This window comes from Lentzea sp. NPDC051213 (assembly GCF_044455585.1).
Lineage (GTDB): Bacteria > Actinomycetota > Actinomycetes > Mycobacteriales > Pseudonocardiaceae > Lentzea.
This window is the reverse complement of sequence record NZ_JBITEX010000008.1, coordinates 1-18,537: the sequence shown is the minus strand read 5'-3', so window position 1 is coordinate 18,537 and position 18,537 is coordinate 1. Positions and strand designations below refer to the sequence as shown.

Genomic DNA, 18,537 nt, shown 5'->3' with positions numbered 1-18,537 from the left:
TCTTAGCCGCGCTTGAAGCGCTCGGCCAAGTTATTAACCACTTCGGTGAGCTCGGCCTGCAGGCGGCGCACGATGTCACCCGCCGGTTCCGCCGTGGCCAGCGGATACGTGGTGCCCGCCCACAGCGACATGACCTCCAGCTCACCGGTCGCGCGCACAGGCTTGGTCAGGTGATGCACGTTCGGGTACGCGGCCGGCGCGTGCGGGCTGTGCTCGATCAGGAACCGGTTCACCAGCCCGCGGGCCGGCCGTCCGCTGAACGCCCGCGTGAGCGCGGTCCGGCGAGCCCCTTCGGCAAGCGCTTCCCGGTGCACCGCATTGGTTCCAGCCTCCGGGCAACCGAGGAACGCGGTGCCGAGCTGGGCCGCGACCGCCCCCGCGGCGAGCACGGCGGCGACGTCCGCGCCGTTGATCAGGCCACCGGTCGCGATCACCGGCAGGTCGACGGTGCTCTTCACCAGCCGCAGCGCGGCGAGCGTGCCGTACAGCTCGCCACCGCCGGGCGAGATGCCGTCGTCGGTGAACGTGCCGCGGTGGGCGCCGGCGTCCGAACCCTGCACGCACAGGACGTCCGCGCCGATCTGCTTCGCCTGCCGGGCTTCACTCGGGGTGGTGACGGTGACCACGATCGTGGTGCCCGCTGCCTTGAGCCGCTGCACGTCGTCGGCGTCGGGCAGGCCGAAGGTGAACGACACGACCGGCACCCGCAGCGCCAGCACCAGTTCGAGCTTGGCGGCGTAATTGTCGTCGTCCCAGCGCGGGTCGCCGGGCACCGCTCCGATCTTCTCCGCGCACGCGGTGACGCGGTGCACGTAGGACGAGATGTCCGCCGTCGGCCGCGTGCCGGGCACGAACAGGTTGACCCCGAACGGCTTGCTGGTGAGCTCGCTGGTCCGCGTGATCTTCTCCGCGAACTGCTCGACCGTGAGGTAACCGGCCGCGAGGAACCCGAACCCGCCTGCTTCGCTCACCGCGGCGACCAGTTCGGGGGTGGAGGCACCACCTGCCATGGGCGCGGCGATCACGGGCACGGCCAGCGTGTGGAACATGAGGACAACCTAGTTGGAGCGCGACGTGGACGCCCGGCGAAATCCCTGTGTCCTTGCCAACGCAAGAAAAACCGGTCGGCGCCGCCTCCACTCGGGACGCGGCGCCGACGTGACCATCATCTAGGGCAGGGAGTCCAGATGAGGGGCGACGGTGTTGGCGAACTGCCAGTTGTTCGAGGCGTCCCAGTTGATCGACCACGTCATGGCGCCGCGGATGGACGGCCAGGTCGTGCTCGGCTTGAACGTTCCGCAGTTGGTACCGCGGGCGAGGCAGCTGAGCGCGTTGTTGACGTTGGACGGCGACTGGTACCCGCCACCGGCACCCGAAGGTGACGCGGGCAGGCCGAGACCGACCTGGTCGGCCCGCAGGCCGCTCTGCAGCTGGATGCAGGCGAGCGCGGTCAGGAAGTTGACCGTGCCCTGGGCGTAGACCTGCTGGTCGCAGCCGAGCATCGTGCCGGAGTTGTAGTACTGCATGTTGACGATGGTCAGGATGTCCTTGATCGCCAACGCCAGCTTGAAGTACTCGGCACCGGTGTTCTGCATGTCGATCGTCTGCGGCGCCATCGTGATCACGGTGCCGCCACCGGCGTGGATGCTGCGCAGCGCCTGTCCCATGAACGTGGCGTTGACGCCGTTCTCCAGGTCGATGTCGACCCCGTTGAAGCCGTACGTGGAGATCAGGCTCCGGACGCTGTTGGCGAAGTTGGTGGCCGCGGTGGAGTTGCCGACACTGATCGTGCCGCGCTCACCGCCGACGGAGATGATCACCTTCTGACCGCGGTTCTGCAGCGTCCTGATGTCGGCCTTGAACTGCGCGTCGGTGTAGCCGCCGAGCTGGCTGCTCAGCCCCGGGTCGAGGTTGAACGCGACCTGTCCCTGCACGGCCGTCGCGTCGGCGAACGACACCGCCACGATGTCGTAGGTGGTGGGGACGTCGGAGAGACGCAGTGCGCGCGCTCCGTTGTAGAAGTTCTGCCAGTAGCCGGTCAGCACGTGCTTGGGCAGGCCGGTGTTCGGCGGGTTGCTGGTCGTGGTGGTGGTAGTGGTCGTCGTGGTGGTGGTCGTGGTGCTCGTGGTCGTCGGCGGCGTGCCGGGCCCATCGAGGTTGACGTCGTCGGCGAAGTAGGCGGGCTGGCCGTACCAGCCGTGCAGGTAGATCGTCACGCTGGTGGCGCCGCCGCTGTTGAAGTCGACGGCGAGCTGCGTGAAGCTGCTCGCGCCGGGCGTCCAGGTGTTCTTCTCCACTCCACCGGTGACACCGAGGTAGACGTAGCTGCCCTGCACCCACGCCGACAGCTTGTAGGCCGTGTTCGGTTGCACCGAAACGGTTTGCTGGCAACGCGCGTTGCTCTGCCCCACCGGCGCGCCCTGAAGCGCGTAGTTGCCGGAGCGCTTGGTGCTCGTGGTGGCACTGGTGCCCTCGGTGCAGGTCCAACCGCTCAGGTTGCCGGCCTCGAAACCGCTGTTGGCCGCGAGGTTCGCGGCAACGGCGTTGCCGTTGATCACCAGCACCAGACCCGCACAGGCGATGAACGCCGACAGCATCGCTATCGCCGCTCGTCTGGTCTTGGACATGGTCCACCTCCACACATCATGCGGCGGCCATGCTGTGAGTCGGTTAAAAATGGACTAGACCACTGGTCCCGGTCAAGCGTTGCGTAGGTCATCGGATGTATTTCGACCACCACGCCGCCACCACGCTGCTTTAGTTTGGTGCGGGTGTTCACGCTTTCCGACGCCATCGCGCTCGCCACCGCCGCCCACGACGGCCAGGTCGACAAGTCCGGCCGGCCCTACATCGGGCACCCGCTGCGGGTGATGGCAGCCGTCACCGGTGAACACGCGCAGATGACCGCCGTCCTGCACGACGTCATCGAGGACACGTCCGTGACGGTGTCGGACCTGCGTGCGCACGGATGCCCTGCCGTTGTTGTTGACGCGGTCGTGGCGTTGACGCACCTGCCCGCCGAGCCCCAGGAGGACTACCTGCGGCGCGTGGCGGCCGACCCGTTGGCGTTGATCGTGAAGCGGGCGGACATCAACGACAACCTCTCGCCCGCGCGGATGGCCCGCCTGGACGCGGCCACGCAGGAACGACTGCAGGCCAAGTACGCGACCGCGGTGAGGTTGCTCGACAACTTCGTGAGGTAACTAACTTCTTCATCGGTACAGGTGCCCTGAACAGGGTGTATTATCAAACCGTAACCGATTGGAAGGACGAAATGACCCGCCACGACCTGACCGTGAAGTCCCTGCGCTCGAGCCTGGCCTCCCGCCGTGCTGCTCGTGTGGAGCGCCGGAGCCTGGAGCGGCAGTTGGCCAGCTACACCTCCGAGAGCGACCGCATCGAACTGGACGCCATCCTCTCCCGCCACAGCGCCGAGGAGACGACCGAGCTCCGTTCGATCATCAACCGCCAGGCCATGGATCGTTTGCTCCGTACCGCCTGACGAACACACATGTGTGGGCCACCCCGGCAGCGTTGCCGCGGGTGGCCTTTGCGTTTCCAGACCCTTGGCAGACCGCTCGTGGACCGCGGTCCTGCTGGTGGCCGGCGACAAGGCGGGCAACTGGAACGGCTGGTACAACACGAACATCCCGCTCGCCGAACAGCGGTACGACGAGCATCTCGTGAACGCGGAAGTTAGGTGACGCATGGGCCGCTCGTGGAAGGACGTGAAGGCGGACAAGGAAGCCATCGACCGCACCAACGGACGTGACGTCGAGGCCGCCCGCGCCCTCGCCCGCAGCCAGACGCAGGCCTACGTACTGGGTTTCCGGCTCACAGAGTTGCGCAAGAAGATCGGCCTGACCCAGGTCGACGTCGCCGAACGCATGGGCGTCAGTCAGGCGCGGATCAGCCAGCTCGAGCAGGGCGAGGTGGACCAGCTCGAGGTGGACACCGTGCGGCGGTACATCACGGCGTTGGGCGGCACGCTCAAGATCGTGGCCGACATCGGCGGCGAGGACGTGAACATCGCGACCAGCCAGGTCGCCTAGAAACGCGAAGGCCACCCGTGCGGGTGGCCTTCGCGTTTCTAGAGCAGGCGTTTGACGGTGAGCACGTTGTCCTTGCGCGTCTCCGCCTGCCCATCCGGCCCGGTGATCTCCCGCTCCACGACCTCATCGGTGACGACGATCCAGTTGTCGGTCAGCCGGAGGTGGTCGAGCACATCCTTGGTAGTCGGGAAGTAGTAGTCCTGATGCTCGGACCACGACGGCGCTCCAGCGTGCCCGCCAACGATCAGATAGCCACCCGGAGCCACCGCCTCCGACGCCTTCCGAAGGATGCTGTCGCGCTCACCGTCCTCCTCGACGGGTGAGTGCAGAAACTGGGCACTGACGAGGTCGTACTCCCCTTCCGGGAACGTGACCTTGAGGTCGTGCCGCTCCACCGCGATCTCCACGCCGGCATCGGACGCGTGCTTCACCGCACGATCGAGCGCGACCTGCGACACGTCGACACCCAGCACCCGCCAGCCCCGCGCGGCCAGCCACACGGCGTCGCCACCCTCGGCGCACCCGATGTCCAGCGCGCTGCCAGGCGTGAGGTGTGCGGCCTCGCGCACGAGCAGCGGGTTGGGTTTGCCGGACCAGACCTGGTCCCGCTCCGAGTAGAAGGACTCCCAAAACTCCTGCGCAGTCGTCATACGACCTAGAATGCGTAAGAACGTGCTGAACCGGCAACATTCGTTGCCGATATAGCAACACCGAGGGGTAGGCAGTCGTGCCGGTCCAAGACGTGTACTTCCTGGCGCTCCACGAGCCGTACCAGACGCCGGAGTACCCGGTGCTGATCAACGCGACGATCGTGCACGCCCGCACGTTGCTTCATCCGGCGCTGCCCCAGCCCGACGGCGGACGCATGTTCCGCTGCCTCACCGAGTTCCCGGTGCGCACGCCCGGCTGCGTCGTTCCGTTGTCCACGTTGACGTTCGAGCTGAACGGCGGGCGCTGGTGGCCTGAAGTCGCGGACTGGCAACGAGTTGTGGATGCCGTAGTGCACGTTTCGCGGACCAAGGGCTGCGACGCGCTCCCGCTGGGACTGCCGGCTCAGACGGCGGCGTACCTGGCGCAGGGCCCGACGACCGGGCCGCCCGAACGGCAGGAAGCGCTCAACGACATCACCGCGCAGGTGCACAAGCTCGTCGAGGACGGGCCGCTCTTCCCCGGCCCCGACCTCGTCATGCCGCCGGACACGCCGGAGACCCTGCCGTACCGGCCGTGGGACGGTCGCGCCACCTGACCGGTGGCGCGACCAGGGCCTACTTCTTGCCCTTCGGCTCGTCCGTCGACAGTGCGGCGACGAAGGCCTCCTGCGGCACCTCCACGCGCCCCACCATCTTCATCCGCTTCTTGCCTTCCTTCTGCTTCTCGAGCAGCTTGCGCTTACGGGTGATGTCACCGCCGTAGCACTTGGCGAGCACGTCCTTGCGGATCGCGCGGATCGTCTCGCGGGCGATCACGCGAGCGCCGATCGCCGCCTGGATCGGCACCTCGAACTGCTGCCTGGGGATGAGCTCACGCAGACGCGTCGCCATCCGCGTGCCGTAGGCGTAGGCGTAGTCCTTGTGCACGATCGCGCTGAACGCGTCGACGGTCTCGCCCTGCAGCAGGATGTCGACCTTGACGAGCTCCGCGTCCTGCTCGCCGGACTCTTCGTAGTCGAGCGACGCGTAACCGCGGGTGCGGGACTTCAGCGAGTCGAAGAAGTCGAAGATGATCTCACCGAGCGGCATCGTGTAGCGCAGCTCGACGCGGTCCTCGGAGAGGTAGTCCATGCCGCCGAGCTGGCCGCGCTTGGACTGGCAGAGCTCCATGATCGCGCCGATGTAGTCGGACGGGGCGATGATGGTGCACTTGGTGATCGGCTCGTAGACCTCGGCGCGCTTGCCCTCCGGCCAGTCGGACGGGTTCGTCACCACGTGCACGGTGCCGTCCTCCATCACGACGCGGTACACGACGTTCGGGGCCGTGGAGATCAGGTCGAGGCCGTACTCGCGCTCGAGGCGGTCGCGGGTGATCTCGAGGTGCAGCAGGCCGAGGAAGCCGCAGCGGAAACCGAAGCCCAGTGCCGCGGACGTCTCCGGCTCGTAGGTGAGCGCGGCGTCGTTGAGCTGGAGCTTGTCCAGCGCCTCACGCAGCTCCGGGTAGTCCGAGCCGTCGACCGGGTACAGACCGGAGTAGACCATCGGGCGGGGCTCGCGGTAGCCGGCCAGCGGCTCCGTGGCGCCCTTGCGCTCCGACGTGACGGTGTCACCGACCTTGGACTGGCGCACGTCCTTCACGCCGGTGATCAGGTAGCCCACCTCACCGACGCCGAGACCCTGCGACGGCTTCGGCTCGGGCGAAACGATGCCGACCTCGAGGATCTCGTGGGTCGCACCGGTCGACATCATCTTGATGCGCTCGCGCGGCGTGATCTTGCCGTCGACGACGCGGATGTACGTGACGACGCCGCGGTAGGTGTCGTAGACCGAGTCGAAGATCATCGCGCGGGCCGGTGCGTCGGCCTGGCCGACCGGGGCCGGAACTTTCTTCACGACCTCGTCGAGCAGCGCGCCGACACCGAGACCCGTCTTCGCCGAGACGCGCAGCACTTCCTCGGGCTCGCAGCCCACGATGTGCGCGATCTCCTTGGCGTACTTGTCCGGGTCGGCCGCCGGCAGGTCGATCTTGTTCAGCACCGGGATGATGGTGAGCTCGTTCTCCATCGCCAGGTACAGGTTCGCGAGCGTCTGCGCCTCGATGCCCTGCGCGGCGTCGACCAGCAGCACGGCGCCTTCACAGGCCTCCAGCGCGCGGGACACCTCGTAGGTGAAGTCGACGTGGCCAGGCGTGTCGATCATGTGCAGGACGACGTCCTGCCCGTCGAGCTGCCACGGCAGGCGCACGTTCTGCGCCTTGATGGTGATACCGCGCTCGCGCTCGATGTCCATGCGGTCGAGGTACTGCGCCCGCATCGCCCGCGCGTCGACCACGCCGGTGAGCTGCAGCATCCGGTCGGCCAGGGTCGACTTGCCGTGGTCGATGTGCGCGATGATGCAGAAGTTCCGGATGAGCTCCGGCGGCGTGAACGTCGTGTCGGCGAACGTGGTCAAGGTAGTCCTCAACAGGAAATCGGACGGGTGTCCCCTTATGGTCCCATAGAGGGCGGTGTGCGCTGCACCACTAGGGTGCATCCGTGCTGATGAACGGTGAGGACCCCCGCCCCGCACGCGGGGCGGTTCGCGAGATCTTCGACGCCGCCGACGCCGCCAAGCTCGAGTACGAGCCCTCGATGGACGGCGACGCGGATCCCGGTGAGGTCGTCTGGGCCTGGGTCCCCTTCGAAGAGGACGCCTCGCGCGGCAAGGACCGCCCGCTGCTGGTCGTGGGCAGGGCGAAGGGCGAGCTGATCGCGCTGATGCTCTCCTCGAAGGAGCCGCGCGACGACTACCTGGAGCTGGGCGCCGGCGCGTGGGATCGCGACGGCCGGCCCTCCTACCTGCGGCTCGACCGGGTTTTCGCGTTGGACTCGGACGACGACATCCGGCGCGAGGGTGCCGTGCTGGCACCCGCCGCTTTCGGCCAGGTTGTGGACGTCCTCCGCGAACGTCACGGCTGGCGGTCAACTACTCGCCCCTGAAGGGCCGACTTTGAGGGCTCGGTCCCGGTGGGGCCTTGTTAGCGTTCCTCGTCCACGGCTGGCTGCGCGTGTGCGGGCCGCATCTACCGATGGCCGTTCAGGCGGCTATCGGGTCGGGCACGTTGACATGTACCCACACCGACCGTGCCCGGTTTCTGACGTTCACGGCGGCGACGACGTCGGCGGGTCCAGCGAGACCGCACCGGCGACAGCGAAAGTGGTCCCTGGTGGGACGGTTGGCGCGTTCGGTATGCCTGCAGCGCGGGCACATTTGGCTGGTGTAACGCGCGTCGACGAGTAGCACCGGCACACCGGCGCGTTTCGCTTTGTAGCGGATGTGCTGTTCGAGTTGGTGGAACGGCCAGCTGGTGAGGGTGGCTCGCTGGTGCCGGGAAACCGAGACCCGGTCACGGATACCGCCTAGATCTTCCAGGGCGATACCGCGGCCGGTGCGTTCGGCAACAGCCACAACCTGCTTGGCGATCTTGTGGTTCACCTGCGCCGCGTGCCGCTGCTCGCGCCGGGCACGCTTCTTGAGCCGCCTGCGGGCGGACTTGGTCTTCCTCGCCTGCAACTCCGCCCGCTTCCGGGCATGCCAACGCCGATAACGCAGCAGGCGGCGCCCCTGGAAGTTGTCTAGATCGCTCGTGGTCGCCAGGTTCGCGATACCGCGGTCCACACCGATCCAATCGACCGGTTCGAACTCAGGCTTCTCCTCGATGTCGCAGGTGGCGATCAGGAACCACATGCCGTCCCGGTGCACTAGGTCCGACTCGCCCCGCCTGTGTGCACGCAGCGTCTTGAGCTGCTCCGGCGAGCCCGTGAACCGTAGGTTCTTCACCCTGCCCGCGACGGTCCAGATCGACACCGTCTGTTGATCGTGCTGCCAGGACAGGCACCGATCATCGAACGGCTGCGCCGCATCCGGCCGGAAGCTGATCGGTGTCGACTCCGCCTTCACCCGACGCCTGCCGCCCGCGGGACCAAGGTTGCCGTTGCGGACGTTCGCGTGCAGAGTCGTATACGCGTCCGAGACTTTCTTGATCACATGCTGGGCGGCCTGCGCGCCCAAACCCCGCGCCTTCAGCGCGGCGTAGACGTGCTTGCGCAGCGCGTACTCCCGAGACACGCCCGTCCCGAGCGCTACCGCCGACACGTCGTTAGCCGCGCCGTTGCACGCGTGCAGAGTCAACCGCAACGCCGCCGTCTGCTCGGCGGTCGGCAGCAGCTTGACCTGTACGACGAGCTTCACAGCAGTAATGCTAGCGAACATGTGTTCGACACAACCGCCGGGCCGGGCAACCTGCCGCATCCCAGCATCCTGCTTTCGCGGGCGCCAGGACGCCGCGGAACCACTAGAGCGCACTCCTCCCGGCCGCAATCGGCCGGCGTTCCTGCACTAAGTTCGCTGAACGAACGCACGCCATGCGGGCGCGCTGAACCTCAACGTGCCCGCCTCGGCATTCTTGGAGTCACGCACGAGCACTTCGAGCGCGACCGACACCTCGACGCAGTCACCCTCAGGGGTGCCATTGCTGTAGCTGCTCTTACGCCAGGTGCGGTCCTGCATCGTCGAGGTCCTCTCGCGGTGAGCTGATGTACTCCATCAGCTTGCTCCGCGATTGTTCCTCATCCAAAGCGACGTGCTCCACACGATTGAAGATCAGCCTGGTCCGCGCGATGACGGCCAAATCCTGCGCGAACACCTGCGTCACATCAGTTTCGGTGTACGCGACCGGCATCGCCTTCTCGTACTCCCACAGCCGGATACCAGCCGAGTTGACCAGCACGTCCGCCGGCACGATCCGGACGAACCTCGCGTTTGCATACAGCCGTCGATACTGATCCGCCATGATCCGCTCGTCACCGACTCGCTGCCGCAGCGCTATCTCATGGATGAAGAACAAGCAATCCGGCCGATTGTGCCTACGCAGAACCGCCTGACGGTCCATCCTGGCCCGCACGAGTGCCGGGATACGTTCCTCGGTCACGACACCGGCCGCGCGGTACAAGGCGTCGGCGTACGACTCCGTCTGCATGAGCCCAGGCACGGTCAACGTGTCGTAGTTGAGCATCTTCTTGGCCGTCGACTCGGCCAAGGCCAGCGTGCGAACGTTGTCCGAGACCTGCACGACGTACTCCTCGAAGGCGTACCGGTAGCGGCGTCGGAATTCCTCGAAGTAGTCGGTGTCCTTGCCGCACATCATCAAGAACTGCACCAGGTCTATCTCGCTGGCACGAGCCTTGCCGTGCTCGATGTTGGACACCTTGCTCGGATCCCAGCCGAGCCTGATCGCCAGTGCGCGGCCACCGAACTCGGTACAGCTCTCCCGCAACCGGCGCAGCTCGTCACCAAGATCCCTGCTGTACGCCGTCGACGTGATCACAGTCATACATCGACGCTAGGGCTTGCCCCTGCTCCACAGAACAGGCTCGTTCGGGTGAAAACTAGGCAAGCCTCGTGATGTCCACAGTGACGTCCAGCGCGGTCGCCGCCCCTCCCGAGTAAATGCCCTTGAGCGGCGCCACATCCGCGTAGTCACGCCCGAGCGCCACCCACACGTGCCGAGGCCCGACCGGGATCGCGTTGGTCGGGTCGTACCCCCACCACCCACCGGTCCACGCCTCGATCCACGCGTGCGACTCGCCGCGCACCGTCTCTCGCAGCGCACCGTCTTTCTTCGTGTGCAGATAACCGGAGACATAGCGGGCGGGGATGTTCATGCCGCGCAACAACACCAACGTCAGATGCGCGAAGTCCTGGCAGACGCCCTTGCGTTCCTGCCACGCGTCAACGGCCGAACTGTGCACACCGGTGGAACCCGCCTGGTACTTCAGCTGCTCCCACACCCACTGCGACGCGGCCAGCACCGCGCCCGACGGCGTCTGGCCCTTCTTGAGGTCCCGCGCCACGGACAGCAGCTCGCGATTGCGCGGCGTGTAGCGCGTGGGCTCCAAGAACTCCGTGTAGCGGTCAACCAGGTTCTCCGCGCGCACGTCGCCCCACGTGCCTGAGGTCACCGGCTCGATCTCACCGCTCGTCTCCACCACCGACGACGCGACGACCTTGAGTTCGGTGTGCGGGGCATGCAGGTCGAACGACGTGACCTCGGTGCCCCAGTAATCGGTGTAGCGGTACGCACGGGTCGCCGGGTTGGTTTCCACGCGTGAGACGACCACGTTCTGACGGCGGTCACCGCGCGGGGTCAACCGCGCCTCGTTGTACGACTGCACGACCGGTGCCTCGTACCGATAGCCCGTCGTGTGCACGACGCGAACACGCCAGCTCATGCTCACACCACCTCGGCGTTCGTCCAGGCGACCCACGGCGCCGAGTGGAAGTACTGCTGTGACACGGCTTCACCGACGTCGCGCACGGTTTTCTGAAGTGCCGCAAGACGTTTCGGCAGGTCGTCCAGCAAGTCGTGCGGGCGCAGGAACTCCAGGTCGCTGCGCGCCTTGCCGAGCAACCGCAACGCTTCCGCCCGCGCGCCGACCCGCACGGTCGGCTGGTGGTCGAGCTGCTCCAGACAGGCTTCCGCCTGACGCAGCGCGTGGAACACCGAACGCGGGAACAGCCTGTCCAGCAACAGGAACTGCACCACGCGGGACGCGTCCAACGCGCCGCGATAGGTCCTGAGGTAGGTGTCGTGCGCGCCGGCGGAACGCAGCACCGTCACCCAGCCGGGAGACGACGCCTTGTCGCCGACGCGGGCGAGCAGCAGCCGCACGATCATGTCGACGCGCTCGACGGAACGGCCGAGCACGAGGAAGCGCCAGCCGTCGTCGCGCGACATCGTGGAGTCGGCCAGGCCGGCGAACATCGCCGCGCGTTCCTCCACGAACGAGAAGAACGCGTGCGGGCCCATCGTGCGCGCGTAGCGCTGACGTTCCGCGACGGCGTTCCACATCGCGTTGAGGCACTCCCACATTTCGGTCGACACGACCTCGCGGGCGCCGCGGGTGTTCTCACGCGCGCTGTTCACCGACGAGACGATCGAGGCGGGATTGTCCTTGCTGTACGCGACGAGTTCCGTCAGCGACCACACGTCGAACTGCGACTCGCCGTCCGGCGGCTTGATGCCGAGGACGGTCAGCAACTGCCGTGACGTCGCGTCCGGGTTGACCGTCGCGTCCTCCAGCAACTGGTGGACCGAGACGTCGAGGATGCGCGCCGTGTCGTCCGCCCGTTCGACGTAACGGCCGATCCAGTACAGCGACTCCGCGTTGCGAGCCAGCATCGCGCTCCTCCTTACTGCTGTTGCTGCTGTTGCTGGGACGAGGTCAGCTCAGGACCCTGCTCGGCGACCGCCGACTCCATCTTCGTCGACGCGGCCAGACCGGGCTCCGCGAGTTCACGCTCCACAGTGGACGACTTGGGCGCGAGCACCCAGGTGTCCTTGGAACCGCCGCCCTGCGACGAGTTCACGATGAGGCTGCCTTCCGGCAGCGCCACGCGGGTCAGGCCACCGGGCAGCACGAAGATGAAGTTGCCGTCGTTCACCGCGAACGGCCGCAGGTCCACGTGCCGCGGCGCCAGCTTGTCGCCGATCTTCGTCGGCACCGTCGACAGCTGCACGACCGGCTGCGCGATCCACCCGCGCGGGTTGTTCCGGATCCGCTTGCGCAGTGAGTTCAGTTCCTTCTGCGACGCCTCCGGCCCGAACACGATGCCGTAGCCGCCGGACCCCTCGACGGGCTTGACCACCAGCTCGTCGAGCTTGTCGAACACGTGCGCCCGCTCGTCCGGCAGCCAGCAGCGGAACGTGTCCACGTTGGGCAGCAGCGCCTTCTCGCCCAAGTAGTACTGCAGAATCTCCGGCAGGTAGGTGTAGACGAGCTTGTCGTCGGCCACGCCGTTGCCCATGGCGTTGGCGACGACAACGTTGCCCGCCCGCGCCGCGTTCACGAGCCCCGCGATGCCCAGCACCGAGTCCGGCCGGAAGTGCACGGGATCGAGGAAGTCGTCGTCGATGCGCCGGTAGATGACGTCGACCTGCCGCTCACCCTGCGTCGTCCTGAGGTAGACGAAGTTGTCGCGGCAGAACAGGTCACGCCCCTCGACCAACTCCACACCCATCTGCCGCGCGAGCAGCGAGTGCTCGAAGTAGGCGGAGTTACCCAGGCCAGGCGTCAGCACCACAACGTTCGGATCCGCCGCGTTAGGCGCCGCGGCATTGCGCAAAGCCCGGAGAAGGTGCACCGCGTAGTCACCCACCGCGCGCACACGATGCCGTGCGAACAGGTCGGGGAACACGCGCGCCATCGTGCGGCGGTTCTCCATCACGTAGGAGACCCCGGACGGGCACCTGAGGTTGTCCTCGAGCACCCGGAACGTCCCCTGCTCGTCCCGCACGAGGTCGACGCCAGAGACGTGGATGCGCACCCCGTTCGGCGGGTTGATGCCGGCCGCCTCGCGGTGGAAGTGCTCGCAGCTCGTAATGAGACGCCGCGGCAACACTCCATCCCGGACGATCTGCGCGTCGCCGTAGATGTCCGCCAGGAACATCTCCAGCGCCCGCACCCGCTGCACGATGCCTCTTTCGAGCTTCGACCACTCACTCGCCGTGATGATGCGAGGAATGAGGTCGAGCGGGAACGGCCGTTCCTGGCCACTCAGCGAGAACGTGATGCCCTGGTCCACAAACGCACGGCCAAGGGCCTCACTACGCGCGTTCAGGTCGTTGACCTGCGACGGAGCGACCGACTCGTACAGCGCGCGGTAGGCACTGCGCACACCGCTGTCGGTCGAGAACATCTCGTCGTAGGCGCCGGCGTGTGGCCGGTCGGGATCCAGATAGCCGTTGAACAGCGCACCGAGCCTCGGCGTGGTGACCGTGCGGCTGCGGCGCAGTCCGGATGTGCGGGCTCGGCGTTCCATGGTCCACATCTTCACCCTGTTCAGGGCAATTTCGCACTAGTCCGACCGGACAGAAACCTCCCGGAAACGAAACTCGGTACTTTCCAGGCGTGACGTCAGCCGATGTGCCGCGGATGGAGCTCGAACGCACGATCGAGTTCAGCACACCCATCATCGGCCTCGCGACCGTGCCTGGTGATCCAGCGGATCCGCAGCTCCAGGTGTTCTTCGACGGGCGGCCGCCGGAGATCGTGTGGACGAGCACCGGTGCTCGTGCGGAAAGTCGCGATCGGAAGGGCCGGGAGCCGCTGGTCGGCCCGCTGACGTCGATAGGGGTCGACGGTCAGGTGATCAGGGCCTACGGCGCGGACATCATCGTCCACGGCACCGGATCGACCGCTGAGATCGCCCGGTTGACCGGGCACAGCACGCCGGTCACGTCTCTGGCGGTGTTTCCAACGACAGGTGAACCACTGCTCGTCTCTGGGAGCCGGGGTGGCTCGGTGCGGCTCTGGAATCCGCGCACAGGTGAGCTGATTCGCCGCAGTGAGCCGTCTCGGGTCTCGGTGCTGGTCGTCTACGCAGGCCCGGACGGGCAGGCTCGCATCGCGTCCGGCGGCGAGACCGGTCGGCTGCGCATCTGGAACCCGATGCTGCCGGTGCCGTATCGAATCGGGTCGGTGTCGACCCGCGGGTTCAGCGATCGGGTGGCTGGCAAAGACCTGCTGGACCGCTCCGCACTCGTGTCCGCACTCGTCGACGTGCTGACGCTCGGCGACGGCCCAACCGTCCTCACGGTCGAAGGAGCCTGGGGTTCTGGCAAGAGCACGGTGCTGGACTTCGTCCGGGGCAGGCTCGCCAAGGAGCTCGACGAAGCTGGGAGCGAACAGAAGCTGACGGTGTTCCGCGCCGACCGGATGCTCTACCAACCACCCGAGGACGCACCGGACCGGAAAACGAAGAAGCCGACCAGAACACTTGTCGCTTCGTTCAACCCGTGGCGGCACCAGTCGAGCGAACAGGTCTGGGCGGGACTGGCGAAAGCCGTCACCGCGGCCGCCACACCGGCGATCATGCCCGACCAGGAGTCCAAGGAACGCTACTGGTTCACGAAAAACGCCGGCCGGGTGGATCGCAGGCACCTGCAACGTCAGCTGTGGAAGCGGATCTACTCGCCACTGCTGTCGTTCGCCGGCCTGGGTTTCGGGCTGTCATTGCTCGCGCAGCTGACGAAGCTGAATGTGCCGTGGGCGTGGGTGGCAACTGCGGCCCTGGCCGTCCTGGGCGTGCTGCACACGGCAAAGCGGTACTTCTGGGACCGGGCCTCGGCTTTCCTGCCAGGCGAGTTGTTCGCAGGGCCGGTTACCAGCAATGCGTTCGCGGGTCCCAGCGCTGATCCGTTGCTCCGCGACCCGTACTACCAGGCGAAAGCCGGCTACCTGTACCTCGTGCAGCACGACGTGAAGGCACTGCTGGATGACCTCAACCAGCAGGAGTACCAGGTCGTTCTGCTGATCGACGATCTCGACCGGTGCACCCCGCGGACGACGGCACAGGTGTTCGAGGCGATCAACGTGTTCCTGTCGGAGGACTTCCCCACCACGAGATTCGTGCTGGGGCTCGACACCACCGTCGTCGCGTCGCACGTCGACCACGCCTACAAAGAACTCGCCGACGCGAACATCGTGACGCACCCGGATGATCCGAGTCCGGGTTGGACGTTTCTGCGCAAACTCGTCCAGCTCCCGGTACGACTGCCCCGCACGACCGCTGACAACGTCGACGACGTGGTGCTCGACCAACTCGGGCCTGTGCACCGCGACGAACCCGCCATGACAACACTGGCCGGGTACGAGGCGGACAGCACCATTTCCGCAGACGTTCTCGCTGTGCCGCCGGAACAGAAGATCATCGCGATCGAGCAGCACCGGGATGTTCGCGACCACCTGCGGCGTCGGCTCCGGGCTCAACCCGAACAGACGGTGCGCGAGGAGAAGCGGCTGCTCAACGTCTGGCAGTTCTACCTGCGCGTGCTGTCATCGACGGACCTCGGTCAGGCCGGCCACCTGGTCGCCGTCGCCGAGATCGCCACGCGTTGGCCGGCCTACCTGCACCGGCTGCGCGGTGCCTGGCAGGACCTGGCCGACGTGGTCGACGACGACGTCCAGTGGGGTGCCACGATCGCCAAGCTCGGGTTCTCCTACTCGGACCGCAAGGCCGCAGAGAACCTCAGGAAACTGCTGGCCGACTGCGACGCGCAAGCGGTTGCGGGGCTGGCGAACCGGTTGTTCTAGAGGCGGACCTTCAGCACCGTGCCGGAGGCCTGGGTGACGAACATGGTGCGGGTGCCGGGCAGGAAGCGGGCCGCGGTCGGGTTCTTGAGGCCGGACATCAGCACGCAGTGTGCGCCGGTCCACGGGTCGACCTTGATGAGCTCGCCACTGGTGTACGTGGTGACGTAGAGCTTGCCGTCGGGACCCACGGCCAGGTCGTCGAGGCCCTTGTCGGGGGCGCCGAGTTCGATGCGGGTCTGGCGGTTGCCGGTGATGCGGACGATGGCGGACTTCGGGTCGATGAGGATGTTGGTGAAGACGGTGTTGCCGATGGTGACGATGCCGTTGGGGTAGGCCAGGTCGATGTGGCGGACCAGTGAGCCCTGGCGGTCGAACTCGTACAGGCCGGTGAACGGGTCGGAGACGTAGAGGTGGCCGCGGGCGTCGAACTCGGCGCCGTTCGCGGAGCTCAGGGTGTCGCCGCCGATCCAGACCTCCGGCTTCGGGGTCAGGCGGACCACGCCGGAGGGTTGGTCGCGCGTTTCCGGGCTGTCGTTGCCGAAGTTGACGTGCAGGACGCCGTCCGGGCCCTTCCTGATCGCGCCTGGTGCGCGGAGATTGTGGTGCTGGATCTGGGTGCCGTCCAGGCGGTACTGCTCGATGCGGTTGCCGCTGAGGTTCGACAGCCAGAGGGTGCCTTTGTCGAACTCCAGGTTCTCGTACCAGTCGGTGCTGGTGAGGAACGTGGAGACCGTCGGCGTCCCGCAGCGGATCGGGGCGGCTTGCGCTGGTGCGGCGGTCATGGCGAGCAGGAGACCCAACAACGCGATGATCCTCATGTTCGCAAGCTAGCGAGGGCTCGCTGAACGGCGCGACGTTTGTTCCACAATGATGTTGTTTCAATTCGAACTACTGCTAGCGTTTGGGTCCATGCCGAACTCTCGTCGTGCGTTCTTCAAGACCGGCGCGGTGGCCATAGCGGGTGGTGCGGCCGTGTCCGCGGCACCTGTGGCCAAAGCCGGTCCGTTACAGGTCACGCCCGCTTGTGCGGGCCATGAGACGCCACCCGCGCTGGATGGGCCGCTGTTCAAGCCGAGCTCGCCGGAGCGAACGAACCTGATCACGCCGAGCGCCAAAGGCGTGCGGTTGGACCTGCGCGGCGTCGCGTACAGCCCGCAGTGCGCGCCCATTCAAGGGGCGTTGGTCGACTTCTGGCAGTGCGACCAGAACGGTGACTACGACACGCTCGGCTTCGGGCTGCGCGGTCACCAGTTCACGAACCGCAAGGGCGAGTACCACCTGAACACGATCATCCCGCGCGACTACTTCGGGCAGTGGGGCTGGCGTGCGCCGCACATCCACGTGCAGATCCAGGCGCCGGACGGGCCACCGCTCGTGACGCAGCTGTACTTCCCGGACGACACACAGGCGTATGGACGGGACTTCGCGGCGCTGAATGCCGGCGACGAGTTCATCAACCGGGTCTGCACGATCCAGCTGGCCCGCTCCGGCTCCGGGTACCGCGGCACCTTCGACTTCGTCATCAAGACGACGGTGGGTGCGCCGTGAAGCTCGCACTCGTCCTCACCCTGACCCTGCTCGCTCCGGTACCGACGACCACGAGTGCCTGGCAGGACACACCTGTCCCGCTGTCCAAGGGCGACATCAACGCCGTCGCCACGGCCGGCCCTGACGCGTGGGCCACCGGGTATCAGCTGACGTCCCTGCGGACGCTGGAATCGGTGTTGCTGCGGTGGGACGGGAAGGCGTGGCAGCGCACTTCTCCGTTGCCGGCGCAGGCGTTGCCGAAGGCCATCGCGGTGAACGGTCCGTCGGACATCTGGCTCGTCGGCCGCACGGAGGACCTGCACGCCGAGGCCCTCGAAACCGTGCACTGGAACGGCACCTCGTGGTCCAGCCACTCGCTGGCGGTCAACCCGGTCAGCGGACCGCCGGACGTGATGGGCGGCGTGATGCCCGAAGCCGTCGCCGCGCATTCCGGCAAGGCTTGGGTCGCCGGCAGGGCGTGGCGCAACACCATCAGCACCGGTGTTCCAGCGATCCAGTCGTGGGACGGGACGAAGTGGCAGCACGCGGTGCTGCCGGAGGTCGGACCGGGCGAGCTCGTGAGCCTGACGGCGCTGTCGCCGAATGACGTGTGGGCGGCCGGGGTTGCGTACTCGAACCCGCAGACTCCCCTGCTGTTCCACTTCGACGGGGTGACGTGGCGCCGGGTGGAGGTGCCGGGTCAGCACACCTGGCTGAGCGGCGTGACTGCCTTTGCTGCCAACGATGTCTGGGTTGTCGGCGGGAAGTCCGGTGAGCGCGGTGACCAGCCGTTCGCCTCGCACTGGGATGGTCGGAAGTGGACGGTCAGCCGCACGCCGCGGATCGGGGACGGGCGTTTGAAGTCCGTTGCGCGGACGGCGGACGGGCGGGTGTGGGCCGTCGGCGGCAAGGGTGATGTTTCTGTTGCGCTGCAATGGCACGCGCCGTTGCGCACGTGGGTTCGTGTGCAGGCGCCGAACGTCGTGGTTCGCGGTGCGGTGGCCGGCGGCAACGCGCTGTGGACCGCGGGAATCTCGCGCACCGGCGATCTGGTACCCGCGATCGCACGCAGGTAGAAATAGAAAAAGCCCTGCGGGGAGCGCTTGTGGCGCTCAACCCGCAGGGCAAATTAAGTTCGGCGGCGACCTACTCTCCCACACCGTAACCAGTGCAGTA

General features: G+C 66.8%; 20 protein-coding genes. 9 read left to right on the top strand and 11 right to left on the bottom strand.

Going from position 1 to position 18,537, the window contains the following annotated elements; all coding sequences use genetic code 11:
- Positions 1 to 2: 2 nt before the first annotated feature.
- Both ACIA8G_RS31805 and ACIA8G_RS31800 read right to left on the bottom strand, forming a co-directional pair.
- Positions 3 to 1,049, bottom strand: coding sequence for a nitronate monooxygenase (locus ACIA8G_RS31805; protein WP_396422389.1), 1,047 nt, complete (start codon positions 1,047 to 1,049; stop codon positions 3 to 5).
- A gap of 120 nt (positions 1,050 to 1,169) precedes the next feature.
- Positions 1,170 to 2,627, bottom strand: coding sequence for a chitinase (locus tag ACIA8G_RS31800; protein WP_396422388.1), 1,458 nt, complete (start codon positions 2,625 to 2,627; stop codon positions 1,170 to 1,172).
- 144 nt (positions 2,628 to 2,771) lie between these two features.
- Between ACIA8G_RS31800 and ACIA8G_RS31795 the strand changes: the two genes are divergently transcribed.
- The 4 genes from ACIA8G_RS31795 to ACIA8G_RS31780 all read left to right on the top strand — a co-directional run bounded on the left by ACIA8G_RS31795 (position 2,772) and on the right by ACIA8G_RS31780 (position 4,052).
- Positions 2,772 to 3,203: a phosphohydrolase gene (locus ACIA8G_RS31795; protein ID WP_396422387.1), complete on the top strand. Its 432-nt coding sequence runs from the start codon at positions 2,772 to 2,774 to the stop codon at positions 3,201 to 3,203.
- A 71-nt stretch (positions 3,204 to 3,274) separates the two neighbouring features.
- Complete coding sequence (locus ACIA8G_RS31790) at positions 3,275 to 3,502, top strand: hypothetical protein (RefSeq protein WP_396422386.1); 228 nt, start codon at positions 3,275 to 3,277, stop codon at positions 3,500 to 3,502.
- 64 nt (positions 3,503 to 3,566) lie between these two features.
- Complete coding sequence (locus tag ACIA8G_RS31785; RefSeq protein WP_396422385.1) at positions 3,567 to 3,704, top strand: hypothetical protein; 138 nt, start codon at positions 3,567 to 3,569, stop codon at positions 3,702 to 3,704.
- Between the two features lie 3 nt (positions 3,705 to 3,707).
- Complete coding sequence (locus ACIA8G_RS31780) at positions 3,708 to 4,052, top strand: helix-turn-helix domain-containing protein (RefSeq protein WP_396422384.1); 345 nt, start codon at positions 3,708 to 3,710, stop codon at positions 4,050 to 4,052.
- 38 nt (positions 4,053 to 4,090) lie between these two features.
- Here ACIA8G_RS31780 and ACIA8G_RS31775 read toward each other — a convergent pair whose 3' ends face one another.
- Complete coding sequence (locus ACIA8G_RS31775; protein ID WP_396422383.1) at positions 4,091 to 4,702, bottom strand: class I SAM-dependent methyltransferase; 612 nt, start codon at positions 4,700 to 4,702, stop codon at positions 4,091 to 4,093.
- Between the two features lie 77 nt (positions 4,703 to 4,779).
- Between ACIA8G_RS31775 and ACIA8G_RS31770 the strand changes: the two genes are divergently transcribed.
- Positions 4,780 to 5,298 (top strand): hypothetical protein, encoded by a 519-nt coding sequence (locus tag ACIA8G_RS31770; RefSeq protein WP_396422382.1) that lies wholly within the window; start codon positions 4,780 to 4,782, stop codon positions 5,296 to 5,298.
- Positions 5,299 to 5,317: 19 nt separating this feature from the next.
- Here the strand turns inward: ACIA8G_RS31770 and lepA are convergent, their stop codons facing one another.
- On the bottom strand, positions 5,318 to 7,153 hold the full coding sequence (gene lepA / locus ACIA8G_RS31765; RefSeq protein ID WP_396422381.1) for a translation elongation factor 4: 1,836 nt from the start codon (positions 7,151 to 7,153) through the stop codon (positions 5,318 to 5,320).
- An 89-nt stretch (positions 7,154 to 7,242) separates the two neighbouring features.
- Between lepA and ACIA8G_RS31760 the strand changes: the two genes are divergently transcribed.
- Positions 7,243 to 7,680, top strand: a complete 438-nt coding sequence (locus tag ACIA8G_RS31760) for a type II toxin-antitoxin system PemK/MazF family toxin (RefSeq protein ID WP_396422833.1) — start codon at positions 7,243 to 7,245, stop codon at positions 7,678 to 7,680.
- Between the two features lie 97 nt (positions 7,681 to 7,777).
- Here ACIA8G_RS31760 and ACIA8G_RS31755 read toward each other — a convergent pair whose 3' ends face one another.
- The 6 genes from ACIA8G_RS31755 to ACIA8G_RS31730 form a co-directional block, all read right to left on the bottom strand.
- On the bottom strand, positions 7,778 to 8,932 hold the full coding sequence (locus tag ACIA8G_RS31755) for an RNA-guided endonuclease InsQ/TnpB family protein (protein WP_396422380.1): 1,155 nt from the start codon (positions 8,930 to 8,932) through the stop codon (positions 7,778 to 7,780).
- A 147-nt stretch (positions 8,933 to 9,079) separates the two neighbouring features.
- The gene (locus ACIA8G_RS31750; RefSeq protein ID WP_396422379.1) at positions 9,080 to 9,250 is read right to left on the bottom strand and encodes a DUF397 domain-containing protein; all 171 of its coding nucleotides are present in this window, start codon (positions 9,248 to 9,250) and stop codon (positions 9,080 to 9,082) included.
- Entirely contained in the window at positions 9,228 to 10,073 is an 846-nt protein-coding gene (locus ACIA8G_RS31745; protein ID WP_396422378.1) for a helix-turn-helix domain-containing protein, read from the bottom strand. The genes ACIA8G_RS31750 and ACIA8G_RS31745 overlap by 23 nt, the downstream gene beginning before the upstream one ends.
- Before the next feature lie 55 nt (positions 10,074 to 10,128).
- Complete coding sequence (locus ACIA8G_RS31740; protein WP_396422377.1) at positions 10,129 to 10,971, bottom strand: transglutaminase domain-containing protein; 843 nt, start codon at positions 10,969 to 10,971, stop codon at positions 10,129 to 10,131.
- A gap of 2 nt (positions 10,972 to 10,973) precedes the next feature.
- Complete coding sequence (locus ACIA8G_RS31735) at positions 10,974 to 11,921, bottom strand: alpha-E domain-containing protein (RefSeq protein WP_396422376.1); 948 nt, start codon at positions 11,919 to 11,921, stop codon at positions 10,974 to 10,976.
- An 11-nt stretch (positions 11,922 to 11,932) separates the two neighbouring features.
- Entirely contained in the window at positions 11,933 to 13,561 is a 1,629-nt protein-coding gene (locus tag ACIA8G_RS31730; protein ID WP_396422375.1) for a circularly permuted type 2 ATP-grasp protein, read from the bottom strand.
- Positions 13,562 to 13,650: 89 nt separating this feature from the next.
- On the opposite strand from ACIA8G_RS31730, the gene ACIA8G_RS31725 reads away from it, so the two are divergent.
- Positions 13,651 to 15,834, top strand: a complete 2,184-nt coding sequence (locus ACIA8G_RS31725; protein WP_396422374.1) for a P-loop NTPase fold protein — start codon at positions 13,651 to 13,653, stop codon at positions 15,832 to 15,834.
- Here ACIA8G_RS31725 and ACIA8G_RS31720 read toward each other — a convergent pair.
- Positions 15,831 to 16,652, bottom strand: a complete 822-nt coding sequence (locus ACIA8G_RS31720) for an SMP-30/gluconolactonase/LRE family protein (RefSeq protein ID WP_396422373.1) — start codon at positions 16,650 to 16,652, stop codon at positions 15,831 to 15,833. The two genes, ACIA8G_RS31725 and ACIA8G_RS31720, sit on opposite strands and share 4 nt — an antisense overlap.
- 91 nt (positions 16,653 to 16,743) lie before the next feature.
- Between ACIA8G_RS31720 and ACIA8G_RS31715 the strand changes: the two genes are divergently transcribed.
- A complete protein-coding gene (locus tag ACIA8G_RS31715; RefSeq protein ID WP_396422372.1) occupies positions 16,744 to 17,382 on the top strand; it encodes a dioxygenase in 639 nt (212 codons plus the stop codon).
- On the top strand, positions 17,379 to 18,437 hold the full coding sequence (locus tag ACIA8G_RS31710; protein ID WP_396422371.1) for a hypothetical protein: 1,059 nt from the start codon (positions 17,379 to 17,381) through the stop codon (positions 18,435 to 18,437). The genes ACIA8G_RS31715 and ACIA8G_RS31710 overlap by 4 nt, the downstream gene beginning before the upstream one ends.
- Positions 18,438 to 18,537: the final 100 nt, after the last annotated feature.